The sequence below is a fragment of the Bradyrhizobium sp. USDA 4369 genome, assembly GCF_054056435.1.
Genome location: NZ_JBSRYH010000001.1, coordinates 971096 through 988330, shown reverse-complemented (window position 1 = coordinate 988330; position 17235 = coordinate 971096). Strand labels below are relative to the sequence as shown.

The following is a 17235-nucleotide window of genomic DNA, read 5'->3' as shown; positions in this document are numbered from 1 at the left end:
GTCAGGGCCTTCACCACAGTACCGGTATCGTCCGGCGCACCCGGGGCGCTGCGCGGGCCCCTCTCCGGGGCCAACGCTCGTCCTTCTCAGCGAGCCGCATTTGCAGAGTTCAAGCCAGGGTCCGGGTGACAAAGTCCCCGCCAGACAGCCACGGCCTGTTCATGTCGCAGCGCCCAGGTGTCCCAAGCAGGTGTCCCCAGAGCGCAGTAACATCATTGCAAAGTCTCACTCACCTTTGCAACGAAATTTTAGACAGCAATTCTGTCCTAACCCGCTCAATGCCAAAGTTCATGCTAGCACACAAGGGCGGCCGAGTCCCCCGGCCGCGCTTTGCGGCGGCGCAGAAATCCCAGACAATCTGCTGTGCAAGGAACGCCCCGCGGGCTGCGGCCGATCACGCGCCGCGCGCGATTTCGACACCCAGCGCCGCGATCCCGCCTTGTCTCCGACCCAGGGCCGCCGGAATCACGGCCGAACGTCGCACCACTTGAGAGAAGCGAACAGCTTCACGTGCGGGGGCATGCAGGAGCTTTGAGCCATGAAGTTGCTAGTTGGAGCCGTGTCAGCCTCGTTGCTTGCGGCCTTTGCCGCGCAGGCCGAGCCGTTTGGCCCGGCCGGAGCGCGGGCGCCCTATACGGCGGTCTCCGATATCGATGAGCCCTATCAGGATCTGCCGGCCGCGGTCCCCGCGCCACCGCGCTACGGCTATGGCCCCGGCGCCGATTACGGCTATCGCGATCAGCGCTACACGCCGCCAGCGCCGGCTTACCGCCAGGACGGCTACCAGCCGGATTACGGCTATGCGCCGGCATTCCTGCCGGTGCATGAGGTCTATGCAATCCTGCGCGACAATGGTTTCTCGCCCTTGGGCGCGCCGCGGCAGCGCGGCAATGTCTATGTCGTGGCGGTGCTCGATCGCGACGGTGAGGATGGCAAGCTGGTGGTCGACGCCCGCTCGGGGCGCATCATCCGCTTCGTTCCCGCATTCCAGTGGGGCGAACAGTATGAGCGGATGCGCTACGAGCCAGCGCCGCGCGGCGGCCTCGACCGGCTGCCGCCCCCGACCGTGATCCGCGCCGATCCGCGGCTGGCGCCGCCGATGCCGGCCGCACCGCGCATCGCGACCGCCGCGTCGCCGCGGGTCGCCGCACCGGCTGTCCGTCCGGCGGCGCCCTCGCCGCAGACCGCCGCGCTCGCGCCGAAGCCGGCCGAGGCTCCCAAGCCGGCTGCGCCCCGGCCGGCCGACATCAAGCCGGCGGATGCCAGGCCCGCGGACGTGAGGCCGGCCGACACGAGGCCGGTCGAGGCGAAACTAGAGCAGCCCAAGGCGGAGCAGCCCAAGGCAAGCGAGAGCAAGCCGGTTGAGGCCAAGGCACCGGATATCAAGGCACCGGGGACGAAGGCACCAGAGATCAAGGCATCAGAGACCAAGCCCTTGGAAGCGAAGGTACCCGAGGCGAAGCCTTTGGACGCCAAGCTTTCCGAAGCCAAGCCTTCCGAAGCCAAGCCCGTCCAGTCGGCAGCGGCCGCCCCGCAGACGACCGGTTCCATCGCCGCGGCCCCCGCCAGGCCGGCCCCGCAGATCCTGCCGACGTCAAAGATGCCGCCGGCCCAGGGGCTGGATTAGACGTCGGCTGGAGGAGACGTCGCCGGCAGGCTGTCGGCCCCCGCTCTTGCCCCAGCCCCAACTGTCATCGCCCGGCTTGACCGGGCGATCCGGTAAACACCGGGGCCTCACCTTGCTCATGACGGCCTCGGCGTACTGGATGCCCGCCTTCGCGGGCAGGACCGCTGGATGCGGAGCGGCCGCCGAAAACGTCACGATCGTTTCAGGGCGCCGGCCGCGGAGCGGAGGCGAGGGGCCAAGGACGATCCCCCCACAAAAAAAACGCCCCGGTTGCCCGGGGCGTTGGTATTCCTGATGAGCTGTCGTGCCGGTTACGCGGCGGCCTTCTCGGCCGAGCCTTCGATCGCCGGCTGCTCGGCCTTCGCGTTGGTCGAGATCGGAATCGACCGCGGCTTCTTGGCCTCGGGGATCTCGCGCACGAGGTCGACATGGAGGAGGCCGTTTTCGAGGCTTGCGTTCTTCACCACCACGTGGTCGGCAAGCTGGAACGAACGCTCGAAGGCCCGGGCGGCGATGCCGCGATACAGCACCTCAGCCTTCTTGCCGTTCTCATTGGCGGCCTTCTCGCCCTTGATCGTCAGCGTGTTTTCCTTCGCGACGAGGGAGAGCTCATCCTTGCCAAAGCCGGAAACGGCGACGGTGATGCGGTAGGCGTTCTCACCGGTGCGCTCGATATTGTAGGGCGGATAGCCGGGGCTCGGCTCGGCGGTCGCCTGATCGAGCAGCGAGAACAGACGGTCGAAGCCGACGGTGGAACGATAGAACGGGGTGAGATCATAGGTACGCATGGTCAAGTCCTCCATTGAGCGACTGTTTGGCTAACCCGCCCGCCATCGGGCCGGGCTGTCGTGCAGCCTGACGGCCTGCACAAATTCGATATGGGGCGATCGTTTGAGCTTTCAAGCCGCCCAAAACCGGCTCTTTTTGCCGTTCCGCCCCTTGATTCCCAGCGCCTTTCACCTATTCGATGGACGCCTCATGACGCTCGTCTCGATTCCCGCCAATCCCGTCCCCGAAAACGCCACGGCCGGCACCATCAAGACTCCCGATGGCGCCGAGCTGCGCTTTGCGCGTTGGGCGCCGCCGGCCGGGCGCAAGGGCACCGTCTGCGTGTTCACCGGCCGCAGCGAGATGATCGAAAAGTACTTCGAGACGGTGCGCGATCTACGCGACCGCGGCTTTGCCGTCGCCATCATCGACTGGCGCGGCCAGGGCCATTCGTCGCGGCGGCTGCGTGATTCCCGCAAGGGCTATGTGCGCTCCTTCTCCGACTACGAGCTCGACGTCGAGACCTTCGTCACGCAGGTCGTGCTGCCGGATTGCCCGCCGCCTTACTTCGCGCTGGCGCATTCGATGGGCGGCACCGTGTTGCTCAGGCTCGCGCATGCCGGCAAGCGCTGGTTCGACCGCGTGGTGCTGTCGGCGCCGATGATCGACCTGCCGGGCAACCGCACCGCGCTGCCGGCGCGGCTGCTGCTGCGCGCGATGCGCATCGCCGGGCAGGGCGGCCGTACCGTGCCGGGCGGCTCGGACGAGATCAGCGGGCTCGCGCCCTTCGTCAACAATCCGCTGACGTCGGATCCGGTCCGCTATGCGCGCAATGCGGCGATCATCGAGGAGGATCCGACGCTCGGGATTGCCTCGCCGACGGTGGCCTGGGCCGACGCCGCCTTCTCGGCGATGATGACCTTTCGCGGCATGACCTATCCCTCGCAGATCCGCCAGCCGATCCTGATGCTGGCGGCCTCCAGCGACACCGTGGTGTCGACCGCGGCAATCGAGGAGTTCGCGTATCATCTGCGGGCCGGCTCGCATCTCGTCATCGCCGGCGCCAAGCATGAGATCCTGCAGGAGCAGGACCGCTACCGCGCCCAGTTCTGGGCCGCCTTCGACGCCTTCGTTCCGGGCACACCGCTGTTCGGCTGAGCTGTGACGCCGTTGCTGGACACCCTTCAGCCTGCGGGCTAGAGCTATCGGCCGTCCCCCGCGTTGTAACGGCAGGTCGTGAGCAAGGCGCAGAACAGGTTGCAGGCCCAGGCGCTGCAGGAGGCGATCCACGCGCTGCGTGGGCGGCAGTTCGCCCGTGCGGAGCAGATCGCGGCGTCGATCCTGCGCACGGCCAAGACGGATCGCGCCGCGCTGCTCGTTTATGCCCATGCGCTGCTCGGCCAGCACCGCGCCGGCGAGGCGGTTGTACCGCTCGAGAAGGCGATCCTGCGCGGCAGTGATCCGGAAATCGAGACGCTGCTCGGCGCGGCCTTGTGCGAATCCCGGCGCGGGGCCGACGGCATCGCCCAACTGCGCAAGACGGCGGCGCGGCGCCCGCCATTTCTGCCGGCGTTCCAGGAACTGGCCGGACGGCTCGCCAAATCTGCCGAGCTCACCGAGGCGGTCGCAGTCATCGAGGACGCGCTGGCGCTCGCGCCCGACAGCGTCGACCTCAAGCTCGATCTCGGCCGCCTCTGCCTCCAGGCCAATGATCGTGCCCGCGCCCGCGCCAACCTTGTCGCGGCGCGCGAGGCCGCGCCGGGTCGTCCGGACATCCTGATCGAGCTCGCCTGGGTGCAATTTCTGGATGGCGACTATGCGGAGGCCGCGGGCACCTACAAACATGCGCTGGGCCTGCGGCCCGAGGACACGCAGACCCGCGCCAACCTCGCAATGTGCCTGATGGAGATGGGCGACCGCGCCGGGGGCGAGGCGGCGCTGCGCACGGTGGTGCGCGGCCGGCCGCATCTGTTGAGTCGCGCGGCCTATACGATGGTCGTCAGCTCGCATGGCCGCTTCTTCTTCCGGCCGAGCGATGCGGCGAAGTTCCTGCAGGCCGACGGCCCCGCCGCCCTCAAGCCCTGAACCGCTTGCGATAGACGCCGGTCTCGCGCTTCAGGGCGTCGCGCACCTCGTGGATCTCGGCGATCTCCTCCGCGGTGAAGGCCGAGGTCTGCATCGCCCAGGTCTGACGTTTCACCGGAATGCACTGCGCCACCGGCGTGCCCTTCGGCAGCACGCCGCGGAACGCCGTGTCGTGCCAATGCGCCGGGAAATGCACGAAGCTGTCGTGAAAGCGATCGCTGTCAACCAGTCCGGTGACGGTGGTGAACGGCAGGTCGAAGCGGTTGAGGGGATGGGTGAACAGCAGCGCCCAGCCCTCCGGCGCCTCGATGGTCCACAGATTGTGAAATTTCAGCAGGAAACGATCGGCCTCGAACAGCGGCGATCCCGTGACCTGCGCGACGTCATGGAAGCTGACCGGCGAACGCGGAAAGTCGATCGCGCCGCCCGGCGGCAGTTCGTTGTCCCAGCTGATGCCGTCGTCCTCGACCCGGAGATCGCAGATCAGGGGAATGAGAAAGCCCGTGGTCATCGCGTCGATGAAGGGTGGGCAGCGCTTGACCGTCTGCTCCTCGGCCTGGTTGAGCGCGCTGAATGCCGTCGCCGGCATCGTCTTCACCCAGTCCGGCACACCCATCGGCGCCGGCACCGGTTGCGGGATCAGGCCTTCGAGTTCCCTGGGGCAGCGGAATTTGAGCGTGAGGGGATCGGTCTCGGACATCGGCGCCGCGGCTCCTCGGTGATCGGTGAACATCCGCACGGAAGCGCGCCGATCGGCGATTTGCAAGCCGTATGAGTCGACATGGCGGGCTCAGCAAAGTGGCGACACTGCCCTCAGCCAGGACGCTCTGTGACGACGTTCGGCGTTCAGGTCTTGCTACTCTCCCGGGCGAAATGCGTTCCTTACAGGTTGGGGCGCCGCGCATTGTGAACTTCCCCGCGCCCAGCCGGCGTGTAGGATCGGCCAGCTCGCCGCAGGCTCGGAGGCTGCATGGACCGATCAGAGAAATATCGTTCCTTCTACGCCAAATTGATCTGCACCTCCGCCAAGCTCCAGAATCCCATGATCGAGGAGGCCTTCCGCTCCGTGCCGAGGGAGCCCTTCGCCGGACCGGGCCCGTGGTGGATGATCATCGGCGCCCATCCCTATGTGCAGACGCCCGACGATGATCCGGCATTTCTCTATCAGAACCTGCTGGTCGCGCTGGATCATGAGCGTGGGATCAATATCGGCCAACCCGCGGCGCATGCGCTTTGGATCGGCGCCTGCGAGATCAAACCGGGGGACACCGTGGTGCAGGTCGGGGTGGGCAGCGGCTACTACACAGCGATCCTTGCTTATCTCGTGGGTCAACAGGGCCGAGTCTACGGGTATGAGATCGACGAGGCGATGGCGGCGCGGGCGCGCCCGAACCTGACGCACCTGCCGCATGTCGAGTTGAGATGGCAGACCGGCGCCGCCTCTGATCTGCCCCCGGCGGACCTGATCTACGTTTGCGCCGGAGCGGCGCAGCCGAGCCGATCCTGGCTGGACGCACTCCGACCGGGAGGACGGTTGTTGTTCCCGCTCGCGCCACAGGGCGTCTTTGGCGGCATGCTTCTGATCACGCGTCCGGATCGAGGCTCGGTGTGGCCAGCAAGGTTCGTGAGCCGTGCCGGATTCATCGGCTGCGTGGGTCTCCAAGACGAGGATGCCGGGCGCCGCCTGGAAGCCGCCTTCGCCAAGAATTGGCAGGCGGTGCGTTCGTTGCGACTCGATGAGGCCTCCGACGACAGCTGCTGGTTTGCCGGTGACGGGTGGTGGCTGTCGACATCGGAGGCGTCTGACGCTGATTGAATTCCGCTTGCTCTGCTCCATGCTCCCTGGCCGAACTCAAACGCCGCGGGGCGAATGTTCGTCGCCGCTCGTCCGAGTCTCATCCCGTTAGTCGGACTTCGTCATGTTCGTCCTCGACACTGAACTGCATCGTGCAGCGCAGGCCGGCCGGATCGAAGTCGAGATTGACGGACCATCCGGTCTCGGCGCCGAATATGCCAATGATCGGGGCTGGCCGCGCAGGGGGGGAGTGAGTTCGATGATCGCGGTCCGATATGGTCCGATGCGCCGACGGGGGGACGCACCGTCCCTTGGTTGCACGGCCCGTGCGAGGCGCCGCTGATCAGTTGAGTGACCATACACAATCGTTCCTGTCTCTGGCGAGAGAGACGGTTGCATCCGCCGCTCATGACACGTCGTCAGACGATGGGTGACGTGGCGCTCAACTTATTTCTGTGCCTCCGGCGTCCGGCAAGTTGAAAAATGACCGGACTCCGCATCGGATTAAGTCCCCGTTCATACCGGACACGATGCGCATTCAAGGATGCATTCACCACGCGCCGAGGTGGTCCGCTCAGGAAACGCCCTAGTAACGCGCCCTCGCTCTAGTGATGCCTATTAGTAATATTCAGGAGGAATTCATGTTAGTGAAGGTCGCAAAATACCTGGTTGCCCCCCATGCGCTCAACTCCGGATTTGGTCTGGTGGCGATGTTCGCGTTGACGGGCGTCGTCGCTTCTCTCGTGCTGGTCCAACAGGGCGTCAATATCAGCCCGGCTGAGATGCTCTGATGCATTCCTTGGACACAGCGCCCTGCGCCGTCCAAGCAACTGAGATCTGCTCCCGATACCATCTCCCGCGTGCGCGACTTGCCTCGCTCGCGCGGCTTGGCCGCATCCGACTCTCAGGCGTGACGCAGTTCTGACGTTTCCGTTCAAGGTGGCGCGGGGCAGCAGGTTGCGCGAGGTTGATTTGCCCGACGCCAGCGCGGCGCGAGGCGCTGTCCAGCCCTGCGATGAAAAATATTCCGATTTACGAATTTCGGAATTCGTGTAGTGTCTGCGTCGTCCGGCTTCCGCGAGGAGGGGCGTATCGCGGTCGTCACGAGCGTGGGGAGCTGGATGCGGTGGGTGCGGCGGGTCGCAGCGTGATCAATCATGCCGACGAACGACACGCTGCGCACGGTGAAATCGCGTGGTCCTGGCGCCCCGATGCTGGCGTCAAGCCCGCTGCGCTGTCTTGACGAAGCGCGCAGGCGACGGTGGCTATCTGTGGAGCCTCAGGAGGTTGTCCTCGGTTAAACCGAGTCTGCTGATAGGCGGCTGGGAGTTTATGCCGCCGTGAGGCCGGTGCCAATTATACTGGTGCAGCCAGATGGGCAGTTGCGCGGCGCGCTGATCGGAAGTGGGATAGGTGTGTGCATAAGCCCACTCCCGGAGCGCTGTCTGGATAAAGCGTTCAGCCTTGCCATTGGTTCTGGGCGTGTAGGGCTTGGTGCGGATATGCTTGAGACCAATATCGCGGCAGGCCTTATCGAAATCGAAGCCGATATAGCAGCCTCCGTTGTCAGTCATGACGCGGGTGACGGTAACGCCCAAGCTCTTGTAGTGAGCGACAGCGGCCTTGAGAAACGCAACAGCACTCTCGGCGGTCTGATCCGGCTTGAGCTGTGAAAAAGCGACACGGGAGTGGTCATCGATGCAGACATGCATGTACTCCCAGCCAAGACCGCGACAATGACTATAACCGTTCCGATTACCGGTGACGCGATGGCCGCTTTGCGCGAAACGGCCGAGCTTTTTGATATCGATATGGATCATCTCGCCGGGCGCAGCGTGCTCATAGCGACGCACCGGTTCGATCGGCTCCAGATCACGGATTCGGTTCAGCCCCAGCCGTCGCAGAACGCGGCTGACCGTGGCCGGCGACACCTTAACCTCAGCCGCAATCTGCTTGCCGGTGTGGCGCTGACGGCGCAGAGCCTCGATAGCGGTACATGTGGCAGCAGTGGTTTGGCCTGGCGATGAGTGCGGTCTGGAGGAGCGATCGAGCAATCCCTCGACACCTTCCTCGCGGAACCGCCTCACCCATTTGGCTACGGTCTTCGGCGTCGTATTGTACTGGTAAGCAGCTTCAGCATAGCTCAGCCCACCGTCTACGACACTGCGCACCATCGCCTCTCGACCTTTCGGTGTCATAGGCGCATTCTTGTGGACGTCCATCTGGTCTCTCCTTGGAACACTGAAGCTTCGCAACCTCAGCTTCCTCGGTTCAGACCGGATGGACAACCTCCTGGAAGACCACAGCTATCAAGCCGGACACCGGGGAGATCGCGTATAAATCGTAACGCCATCGCGCAGGGAAGGCCGGGTCGTCCGGCTGAACCTGTGGTTCCTGCCCCGTGCATTCTTTGTCGCACGGGGGCCACGGGCCTCAGTCGAGGTCCGGCCTTCCCTGCGCCCTCCCGTCATTCACGAGGGCGATGCTGCGCAAAGCTCGGGCGGATCACGCCGCGAGGCGCGATCCCATGTCCTCGTTGCTGTTTGACATCCGTGTAGGAAAGACCGTGTCGCCTAGTAGCGGCGCGCCGCATATGGCATATAAGCGTGCGATCGGCGTCGTTTCCACGACGTCATGGCCGGGCTTGTCCCGGCCATCCACGTCGATCTACGCCCGCGGCAGGACGTGGATGCCCGGGACAAACCGGGGTATGACGACAACTAATAGTCCGTAGTTCGTAGGGTGGGCAAAGGCGCCTGGGAGCTGTTGCAGCTTGCGCCGTTGCTGGGCGCCTTACCCACCATCTTCTACCCGGTTGGCGACGGTGGGCACGGCGCGCCGGACATCGAGAACGAGGTCAGCAGCGTCGTGCGCGCCTTTGCCCACCCTACGCGCCGAGCCCCATGGCGAGGTCTCGTTCGCGAGAGCTCAACCTGCCTTCTTACCGCGCGCTCCGATCAGCTCCGCAACCAGCGGGTTCGGATAGCGGCGCTGCTGGCTCACGGCGAAGAACTGCTCCTTCAGCGCGCTCAACCGCGCGCGTTCGACCAGCACGCCGGTCCGCAGCTCGTCGATCACGACGATCGAGGGCACCAATGTGACGGTGCCGCTCTCGCGGGCCATCAGGCGCAGCATCGCCATGTCATCGACCTCGGCGGCGATGACCGGACGGATGCCGCTTCCGCCGACCAGCGCATCGAAGGCCGAGCGCAGCGCGCTGCCGCGGCCGGGCAGGATCACCGGCATCGTGGCGAGATCCTGCGGAAAGCGGAAGCGGGCGGCCTTGGCCGGCTTGCGGCTGACCAGGCTGACGCGCTGCTCGTCGATCAGCGTGTTCTCGAAACTGCTGCGCGTGTCCGGCGCTGCCGGATGGTTGGCGAGCACGAGGTCGAGCTTGTGGCCGTCGAGCTGCTCCAACAGGTCGCTGAACTGGCCGGTGCGGATGATCAGCTCGACATCGCTTCGTCCGATCAGCGGCTTCAGAAATGCGATCTGGAAGTTGCGCGACAGGTTCGCCGCTGCGCCGACCCGCAGCAGTTGCCGTCCGGGACGCAGGCCCGACAGGGTCTCGATCAGCTCATGGCCTGACTTGAACACGCTGCCGGCATAATCGAGCGCGATCCGCCCCGCCTCGGTCAGTTGCAGGGTGCGGCCGGTACGCTCGAACAGCTTCTGCCCGAGCTGCTCCTCCAGCGCCTTGACCTGAACCGACAGCGAGGAGGGCGAGACGTTGAGGCGCTGCGCAGCGCGGCTCATGCTGCCTTCGCTGGCGATGATCCAGAAATAGCGCAGATGGTGGTAGTTCAGGTGCGGCATGCGATCGTTCTATATTTTATAACGATTAGGTTCAATGATTGAAATTTTAAGAATGAACCGCAGCCGGTAAAGGAGAGGTGAAATCGTCCCCTGTGTGATCAACCGACCGGGCCGCCATGAACCAGTTCCTTCCCTGTCTTGCGGCGCTTGCGCCGCTCACGCTCGCGGTCGCCGCGCTCGCCGGGACCGGCGGCAGCACCAGAACAGTCGCCCGCAACGCGATCGCGGCCGCCGCGCTCGCCTTCGTCCTCGCCACGGTGGCGAGCCTTGGCGCAGCCCTTGTCGGGGCAGGGCGGACGCCACTGCTGGGCGGCCATGGGCTCGGCCTGTCGCTGCAGCTCGATGCGCTCGGCGCGATCCTCATCATATTGGTCAGCTTCATCGGCCTGGTCGTCGTCCGCTACAGCCGCAACTATCTCGACGGCGATCCGGGTCAGGTGAAGTTCATGCGCTGGCTGCTGCTCACCCTGGCCGCGGTGCTGACCTTGCCGATCTCGGGCAATGTGGTGCTGCTGCTCGCCGCCTGGATCGCCACCAGCCTGTCGCTCGGCAAGCTGCTGCTGTTCTACGGCACGCGCCCTGCCGCGATCCGGGCCTCGCGCAAGAAGTTCGTCGCGAGCCGGCTCGGCGACGCCTTCCTCGCGGTCGCTGCGCTGCTGCTTTACATCCAGTTCGGCACGCTCGAGATCGGCAGCCTCGCCGCGCAAGCCCGCAGCGGAACGGGCGCGGGATCGGCGCTCGTGACCGTCGCAGCGCTGCTGATCGTCGCGACGGCGATGCTCAAATCCGCCCAGCTGCCGCTGCATGGCTGGCTCATCGAGGTGATGGAGACGCCGACGCCGGTGTCGGCGCTGCTGCATGCCGGCATCATCAATGCCGGCGGCTTCCTGGTGCTGCGCCTCAGCGACGTGCTGCTGCTGGCGACGCCGGCGCTCGACGTGCTCGCGGTGATCGGCGGCGCCACCGCGCTGTTCGGCTCGCTGGTGATGCTGACGCAGACCTCGGTGAAGGTGCAGCTGGCCTATTCGACGGTGGCGCAGATGGGCTTCATGCTGCTGCAATGCGGGCTCGGGGCCTTCTCGGCGGCGCTGCTGCACATCGTGGCGCACTCGCTTTACAAGGCGCATGCCTTCCTGTCGTCGGGCAGCATCATCGACCTCGCCCGCGCCTCCTGGACGCCGAGCCCCGGCGGCCAGCCGCATGCGGCGCGGCTGATCCTGGCGCTCGCCGGCGTCATCGCGCTGGCGCTGCTGACCGGGCTCGCCTTCGGCATGACCCTGCGCAGCAATCCGGCGCAGGTCGCGCTGGGCTCGGTGCTGCTGATGGGGCTGGTGCATCTGATGGCCAATGCCATCGATGAGCGGCCCAACGCCTTCGTCATCGTCCGCGCCGCCGTGACGGCGGCCGGTGTCGCCATCGCCTATTTCGCGCTGCAGACCGCGATGGCGTGGCTGGTCGGCGGCAGCATCCCGGCGTCGCGCCCGGTCGAGGGCGTCGTGCCGATGCTGATCGCAGCCGCCGTCGTGGTCTCGTTCGCGGCCGTGACCGTGTTCCAAAACCAGATGATGCGCCGCGCCGACGCGCCATTCTGGATCGCGGCCTACGTTCACCTCCGCAACGGGCTCTACCTCAATACGCTCGCCAACCGTCTGGTGCTGACGCTGTGGCCGCGCAGCGCGACCTCGCGGACAGTCACCCCCCCCAATCCTTTGAGAGTCCGATGACCCAGACCGCCCTCGCAATGTCTATCACCGCGACCGATCCGGTCGACACCGCCACGGATGCACGGCTCAAGGCGTGCATCGATAGCGCTTGCCAGCGGGTCGCGCCGCTATGGCCCCTGAAGCACTTCGTTGCGGTCAATCCCTTCCTCGGCTTCACCGGCCAGAGCTTCGCCGCGACGGCCGCCACCTTCGAGCGGGTGGTGCGCACGCGGATCTTGATGCCGCGCGCGTTCTATCGCCAGGCGTTGGACGACGGCCGGATCGACGACGCCGCGCTGGCGCGCGCGCTCGACGTTCACCCCTCGACCGGGCTCGACGTCGAGCAGCTCAAGCAGAAGGCGCTGGCCATGGCAGCTCCGTCGTCGCCCGCAGCGGTGGTCGCGACGGTTGCCGAGGTGCTTGACCGGCTCGCCGAAGGCGATCGCTATGTCTCGCTGGTCGCGTTCATGATCGACGAGATCTCAGCGTTCTGCGCCGGTTATTTCGACGAGGGCCAGGCGAGCTGGCCAAGCCCGGTGCGCAGGCTGAAGCCCTACGCTGCCTGGCGCAAGCTGGCCGCCTACGATCGCAATCCCGAGGTCATGGGCCTCACGGGATTCCGGAACGCCATCGCCGGGCTGCCCGCCGATCCGGTGCAGGCGATCGGCCTCATCACCGCCCGGCTCGGAATTCCCGAGCGGGCGGTCGAGGACTATCTGGTGCGGGCGCTGTTCGACATCGGCGGCTGGTCGGCCTATGCGCGCTACATCGGTTGGAGCGCCGAACTCGATGGCCAGCGCGACGACACGCTCGTCGAGCTGCTCGCGATCCGGCTCGCCTGGGGCTACGCGCTGTTCCAGGCCCGCACCGACGCCGCGTTCAAGATCGCCTGGGCGCAGGCGATGGAGGAGGCTGCGAAGCTGCCGGACGATCAATGGCTCGACGAGACACCGGAGCTTGCCGTCGATCTCGTGCTGCACGAGGCCTATGAGATCGCCATTCGCGACCAGCTGATCGCCAGGCTCGCCGGCCACGGCACGGGTGCGGCGGTGGCGCGGCTGCCCGCGCGTCCTCCGGTGCAGGCCGCGTTCTGCATCGACGTGCGGTCGGAGATCTTCCGGCGGGCGTTGGAGACGGCCTATCCGGAGGCCGAGACGATCGGCTTCGCCGGATTCTTCGGCTTTCCGATCGAATATGTCCCGATCGGCCACAGCAGAGGCGGCGCGCAATGCCCGGTGCTGCTCAAGCCTGCCTTCATCGTCTGCGAGGCCGTCAAGGACGCCGATGATGTCGAGCAGGCCGAGGTGCTCGGCCTGCGGCTGCTGCGGCGGCGGGCGGCCAAGGCGTGGAAGTCGTTCAAGGTCTCGGCGGTGTCCTCGTTCTCCTTCGTCGAGACCGCCGGCCTCGGCTTCGCCGCCAAGATCGCGACCGACAGCGCCGGCGTGACCCGCCCGGTGCCGTCGCCCGTCGTCGACGGTCTCGACCCGGAGATCGCCGCGCGGGTGATGCCGCGGCTGGCCCCGGGCGAACTCGGCGGGCGCGTCACCGGCTTCAATGACGTACAGCGCGTGGCGATGGCGGAGGCGGTGCTGAAGGCGATGTCGCTGACCGGGCCGTTCGCGCGGCTGGTGCTGCTGGCCGGCCATGGCAGCACCACGGTCAACAACCCGCACGCCTCGGGGCTCGACTGTGGCGCCTGCGGCGGCCACACCGGCGAGGCCAATGCGCGCGTCGCGGCCGCCGTCCTCAACGATCCGCGCGTCCGTGACGGCTTGCGCGCCAAGGGAATCGACATCCCGGCGGATTGCTGGTTCCTCGGCGCGCTGCATGACACGACCACCGATGCCGTGACCGTGTTCGACGAGGACGACGTTCCGGCCGCTCTCGCGCAGGACCTGGCGCGGCTGAAGGCCCGGCTCGCTGAGGCGGCGCGGCTGGCGCGGCTCGAGCGCAGCGCATTGCTCGGCATTCCCGAGAAATCCGCGGTCGACGCCGCCGTGATCGCGCGCAGCCGCGACTGGTCGCAGGTGCGGCCGGAATGGGGGCTTGCCGGCAATTGCGCCTTCATCGCCGCGCCGCGCAGCTTCACCCGCGGGCTCGACCTCGGCGGTCGATCGTTCCTGCACTCCTACGAGGCCGAGCGCGACGACGGCCATCGCGCGCTCGAACTGATCATGACGGCGCCGATGGTGGTCGCGAGCTGGATCAATCTGCAATATTTCGGGTCGACGGTGAACAACGCGGCCTTCGGCAGCGGCAACAAGGTGCTGCACAACATCGTCGGTCAGCTCGGCGTGCTCGAAGGCAATGCCGGCGACCTCAGGGTCGGTTTGCCCTGGCAATCGGTGCATGACGGCACGCGCCTCGTCCACGAGCCGGTTCGGTTGAACGTCTTCATCGCGGCGCCGGAGAGCGCGATGGACGAGATCATGCAGCGCCAGCCCGGCGTGCGGGACCTCGTCGCCAATGGCTGGGTGATGCTGCATTCCCTCAGCGATCACGGCGCGACCATCCGCCGCTGCGTCCGGCCGGGCGAGTGGAGGGCGACATGAGCTCGCTGGCGCGCCCCGGGATGAGCAAGGCGCGCCGCGTCGTCGTCTCACAGCGTTTTCAGATACTCGATCAGGTCCCAGCGCTCGTCCTCGGAGAAGGCGCCGCCGATGATTCCGTTCGGATAGTCCTTGTTGGGCTTCGCGGGCCCCTCGAAGGAATGGCCGAGCGTGCTGTTGCCCTTGATCGGCTTGCCGCTGGAGTCCTTGGCAGCGAACAGCGACTGGCCGACCTTGCACGACGTCTCTCCGCTCTTCGGCACGTCGAAGCCGACATGGACAGGATCATAGTCGCGGCCGCCACCCTGGCAGAACGAGGTTGGTCGCTCGGCGGCCGGCGTCAACAGCCAGTACAGCGAGGGGACCGAGCCGTTGTGCAGATAGGGCGCGGTCGCCCAGACGCCGTTGAGCGGCCGGGCGCGATAGGTGTTGCCAGCCGGATTGGGGCAGTTCTTGCGATCGCCCCACAGCGCCGCCTGCTCGGCCGCGGAGAGCTTGCGGTCCTCCATCCATTTGTCGCTCGCCTTCTGCACGACAGCCATCAGCGCCAGCGCATAGGACATCTCGGTGGTCGAGCCCTGGGGCAGGCCGCACCCCTTCAAGTCCTTGGCCGGGTCGACGTCGAGGAAGCCGGGCACCTTGACCTTGCGGTTGGCGAGGATGCTGGCCTGGCCGGGATCGGTCTGCATCACCTCGACCGGCTTCTGCACCAGGTCGAGGATCGGCCCCTTCGCGTTCCAGCCCTTGCTTTCCCAATCGTCCCGCGGCTTGATCTTCCAGAAGCTCTTGTCCGGATAGGTCTTGTCGAAGACGGTGTCGGCCACCGGGCCGAGATGGCACTCGACGCAGATCGTCGCATAGAGCTTGCGGCCGTTCTCGACGCGCGCTGTCTTGATCTTCCAGGCCTCGTCGTCGGGGAACAGCTTGTCCGGCCATTTTGGCGACGTCAGACCGCCGAATGCAGGCGTCGTGGTTGCGAACGGATCGGGGCCGCGCAGCATGTCCTCGATGTGCAGCAGGTTTTCGACCGCCATCGACGAGCGCCAGAGTCGGTTGCTCGCCGGCTCGGGCGAAAAGTTGATTTCCGCAGACACGCCCAGCGCCTCGCCGGCATTGCGGATCAAAGGCTGCGCGATCGAGCCGTCATACTGCGCCCAGGAAAACCACGGCACGGTCCAGATCGGCGGATAGGAGACCGGCGCGTCGATGGCCTCTTGATTGCCGAGCATGTTCGGCAGTCCGCTGATCGCCATGTCGAGGTAGAAGACCTGGTTGCCGATGCGGTTCAGCGCATCGAGCCGGCCGAAGCCCTCCATCGTCTCGGTCTGCCCCTTGGCCGCGATTGCAGTCTGGTAGTTCTTGGCCTGCATCGTGAGGGCGAAGTCAGTGGCAGTCTTCAGTCCCTTCTTCAAGGTCTCGCGTTCGGCGTCGGTCGCGTTGGGCCCGAGCACGCGTTCGGCGAAGCGCGAGAAGCGACCGGGCACATATTGCGTGAAGATCATCGCAAAGCCCATCGCCTCTTCGAGCTTGCGCAGGTCGACCATGCCTGGGCCGCCGTCGAAGCGGACGCTCACGCCCTTGTAGTGGATGCTGCCGGTGTGACAGGCCGCGCAGGTCAGGCCGATCTTGTCGGGCTCAGGCGCGCCGTTCGCGGGATTGGTTACGCCGCTGAGTCGCGCAAAGCCGACCGGCAAACCGCCTTGATTGCCGGCGGGGGTCGGCTTCAGCCCGGCCGGAAGCGCGGGGGCGAGGTCGGTCTTGGCGGTCGCGTTGGGGCCGTAGCCGAACGGCTGCAGCGCGCTGGGCTCGCCGTCGACGCTTTTGGGGCTCGGGATGAAGCCGAAGCGTTCGAGATAGGCGGTATCGGAGATGAGGCCAGGCGCGCCGAACAGCGACAGATAAGGCTGCTCCATCGCCATGAACCAATCGTAGGGGATCGGGAAGGTCGCGGTGCCCTGGGTCACGTGATGAAACCAATGCCGGTCCTTGGTGGTCCAGCCCTGGTCGAGCCAGTAGGCCGCCTGGGTCGGCTGGGTCTGGGGCAGGGCTGGCGGGATCAGGGCGGCAGCCTTCGCCGGCAGCACCGCGCTCAGCCGGTCGCTGACCGCATCGGGGGCGGCGACCCACGCCAGGAACAGCACGACGGCTGCGGCGATGGCTCCGCCGAGCAGTGCCTTGCCGATCCGCATGATGATGTTGGCGGGCTGCGGCTTGGCGGTCAGGCGCCCCACGATGCGCTGGGGAAGGCGACGCTCGACGAACAGGGTGCGGACCTCGGCAACCGACAGATAGCGGTTGTCGCCGTCGCCATTGCCGATCACGCGCAGCAGCACCGGCCATTCGCCCTGCATCAACAGGGGATAGTACCAGCGCGCTTTGTCGCCGTCGCGCTTCAGATTGGCCTTCATGAAGGTCTGGATCTGCGCCGCGTTCAGGCCGCGCTCGGTGCCGCCATTGGGATCGGGATAGTCGCTGCCGAAGCTCGCGAGCCGGTCGATCTCCTCCGGATGAACAACCGCCTTTGCATCGAGGATGCGCGAGCCGCCGCCATGCTTGTCGAGCGGCCCGTTGCGCAACTCGTCGAGATCGGCGCCGGAGAACAGGCTTTTCAGCAGGCGCAGCGGTGACAGACCGTTGGCGATCAGCGCGACTCCGAAGGTCTCGATCCCGACGATACGCTTCCTGAAGCCCGTCTCGCCGCTCGCCGCCTCGATCCGGGCGGAGATCGTCTTGAGCGGCACGGTGTGGCCATTCACAAAGCCGCCAGCCACGAGGGCCCGGAGAAAAGGGCAGGGATTGTCGGGCGACACCGGAATCTGTTCCGGCAGGGCGTCACGGACGCGGACGCGATCTTCTTGCATCGAATGACATCCTTGGAATGCAGCGAGTCAT

Annotated in this window: 12 protein-coding genes; 7 read left to right on the top strand and 5 right to left on the bottom strand. The window is 66.3% G+C overall.

Annotated features, from left to right (window positions below):
* Window positions 1-538: 538 nt before the first annotated feature.
* Window positions 539-1627 carry a hypothetical protein gene (locus ACVIJ6_RS04695; RefSeq protein ID WP_456771693.1) on the top strand — a complete coding sequence of 363 codons (1089 nt, stop codon included), beginning with the start codon at window positions 539-541 and terminating at the stop codon, window positions 1625-1627.
* Window positions 1628-1938: 311 nt separating this feature from the next.
* On the opposite strand, the gene ACVIJ6_RS04690 is transcribed toward ACVIJ6_RS04695, so the two are convergent.
* Entirely contained in the window at window positions 1939-2415 is a 477-nt protein-coding gene (locus tag ACVIJ6_RS04690) for an Hsp20 family protein (protein ID WP_284422908.1), read from the bottom strand.
* A gap of 190 nt (window positions 2416-2605) precedes the next feature.
* On the opposite strand from ACVIJ6_RS04690, the gene ACVIJ6_RS04685 reads away from it, so the two are divergent.
* Both ACVIJ6_RS04685 and ACVIJ6_RS04680 read left to right on the top strand, forming a co-directional pair.
* Window positions 2606-3553 (top strand): alpha/beta fold hydrolase, encoded by a 948-nt coding sequence (locus tag ACVIJ6_RS04685; RefSeq protein ID WP_456771692.1) that lies wholly within the window; start codon window positions 2606-2608, stop codon window positions 3551-3553.
* 78 nt (window positions 3554-3631) lie between these two features.
* The gene (locus tag ACVIJ6_RS04680; RefSeq protein ID WP_456771691.1) at window positions 3632-4480 is read left to right on the top strand and encodes a tetratricopeptide repeat protein; all 849 of its coding nucleotides are present in this window, start codon (window positions 3632-3634) and stop codon (window positions 4478-4480) included.
* Here ACVIJ6_RS04680 and ACVIJ6_RS04675 read toward each other — a convergent pair.
* Window positions 4470-5180: a hypothetical protein gene (locus ACVIJ6_RS04675; RefSeq protein ID WP_456771690.1), complete on the bottom strand. Its 711-nt coding sequence runs from the start codon at window positions 5178-5180 to the stop codon at window positions 4470-4472. The genes ACVIJ6_RS04680 and ACVIJ6_RS04675 overlap by 11 nt on opposite strands.
* A gap of 270 nt (window positions 5181-5450) precedes the next feature.
* Between ACVIJ6_RS04675 and ACVIJ6_RS04670 the strand changes: the two genes are divergently transcribed.
* Together ACVIJ6_RS04670 and ACVIJ6_RS04665 are read left to right on the top strand one after the other, a co-directional pair.
* The gene (locus tag ACVIJ6_RS04670; protein ID WP_456771689.1) at window positions 5451-6296 is read left to right on the top strand and encodes a protein-L-isoaspartate O-methyltransferase family protein; all 846 of its coding nucleotides are present in this window, start codon (window positions 5451-5453) and stop codon (window positions 6294-6296) included.
* 620 nt (window positions 6297-6916) lie between these two features.
* Complete coding sequence (locus ACVIJ6_RS04665) at window positions 6917-7066, top strand: hypothetical protein (RefSeq protein WP_012041653.1); 150 nt, start codon at window positions 6917-6919, stop codon at window positions 7064-7066.
* Between the two features lie 474 nt (window positions 7067-7540).
* On the opposite strand, the gene ACVIJ6_RS04660 is transcribed toward ACVIJ6_RS04665, so the two are convergent.
* Complete coding sequence (locus tag ACVIJ6_RS04660) at window positions 7541-8497, bottom strand: IS481 family transposase (RefSeq protein ID WP_456771688.1); 957 nt, start codon at window positions 8495-8497, stop codon at window positions 7541-7543.
* Between the two features lie 706 nt (window positions 8498-9203).
* A complete protein-coding gene (locus tag ACVIJ6_RS04655) occupies window positions 9204-10091 on the bottom strand; it encodes a LysR family transcriptional regulator (protein WP_456771687.1) in 888 nt (295 codons plus the stop codon).
* A 116-nt stretch (window positions 10092-10207) separates the two neighbouring features.
* Between ACVIJ6_RS04655 and ACVIJ6_RS04650 the strand changes: the two genes are divergently transcribed.
* Both ACVIJ6_RS04650 and ACVIJ6_RS04645 read left to right on the top strand, forming a co-directional pair.
* Complete coding sequence (locus ACVIJ6_RS04650; protein WP_456771686.1) at window positions 10208-11815, top strand: NADH-quinone oxidoreductase subunit L; 1608 nt, start codon at window positions 10208-10210, stop codon at window positions 11813-11815.
* Window positions 11812-14346 carry a YbcC family protein gene (locus ACVIJ6_RS04645; protein ID WP_456771685.1) on the top strand — a complete coding sequence of 845 codons (2535 nt, stop codon included), beginning with the start codon at window positions 11812-11814 and terminating at the stop codon, window positions 14344-14346. The genes ACVIJ6_RS04650 and ACVIJ6_RS04645 overlap by 4 nt, the downstream gene beginning before the upstream one ends.
* Window positions 14347-14393: 47 nt before the next feature.
* Here ACVIJ6_RS04645 and ACVIJ6_RS04640 read toward each other — a convergent pair whose 3' ends face one another.
* Window positions 14394-17204, bottom strand: coding sequence for a di-heme-cytochrome C peroxidase (locus tag ACVIJ6_RS04640; RefSeq protein ID WP_456771684.1), 2811 nt, complete (start codon window positions 17202-17204; stop codon window positions 14394-14396).
* Between the last annotated feature and the right edge of the window lie 31 nt (window positions 17205-17235).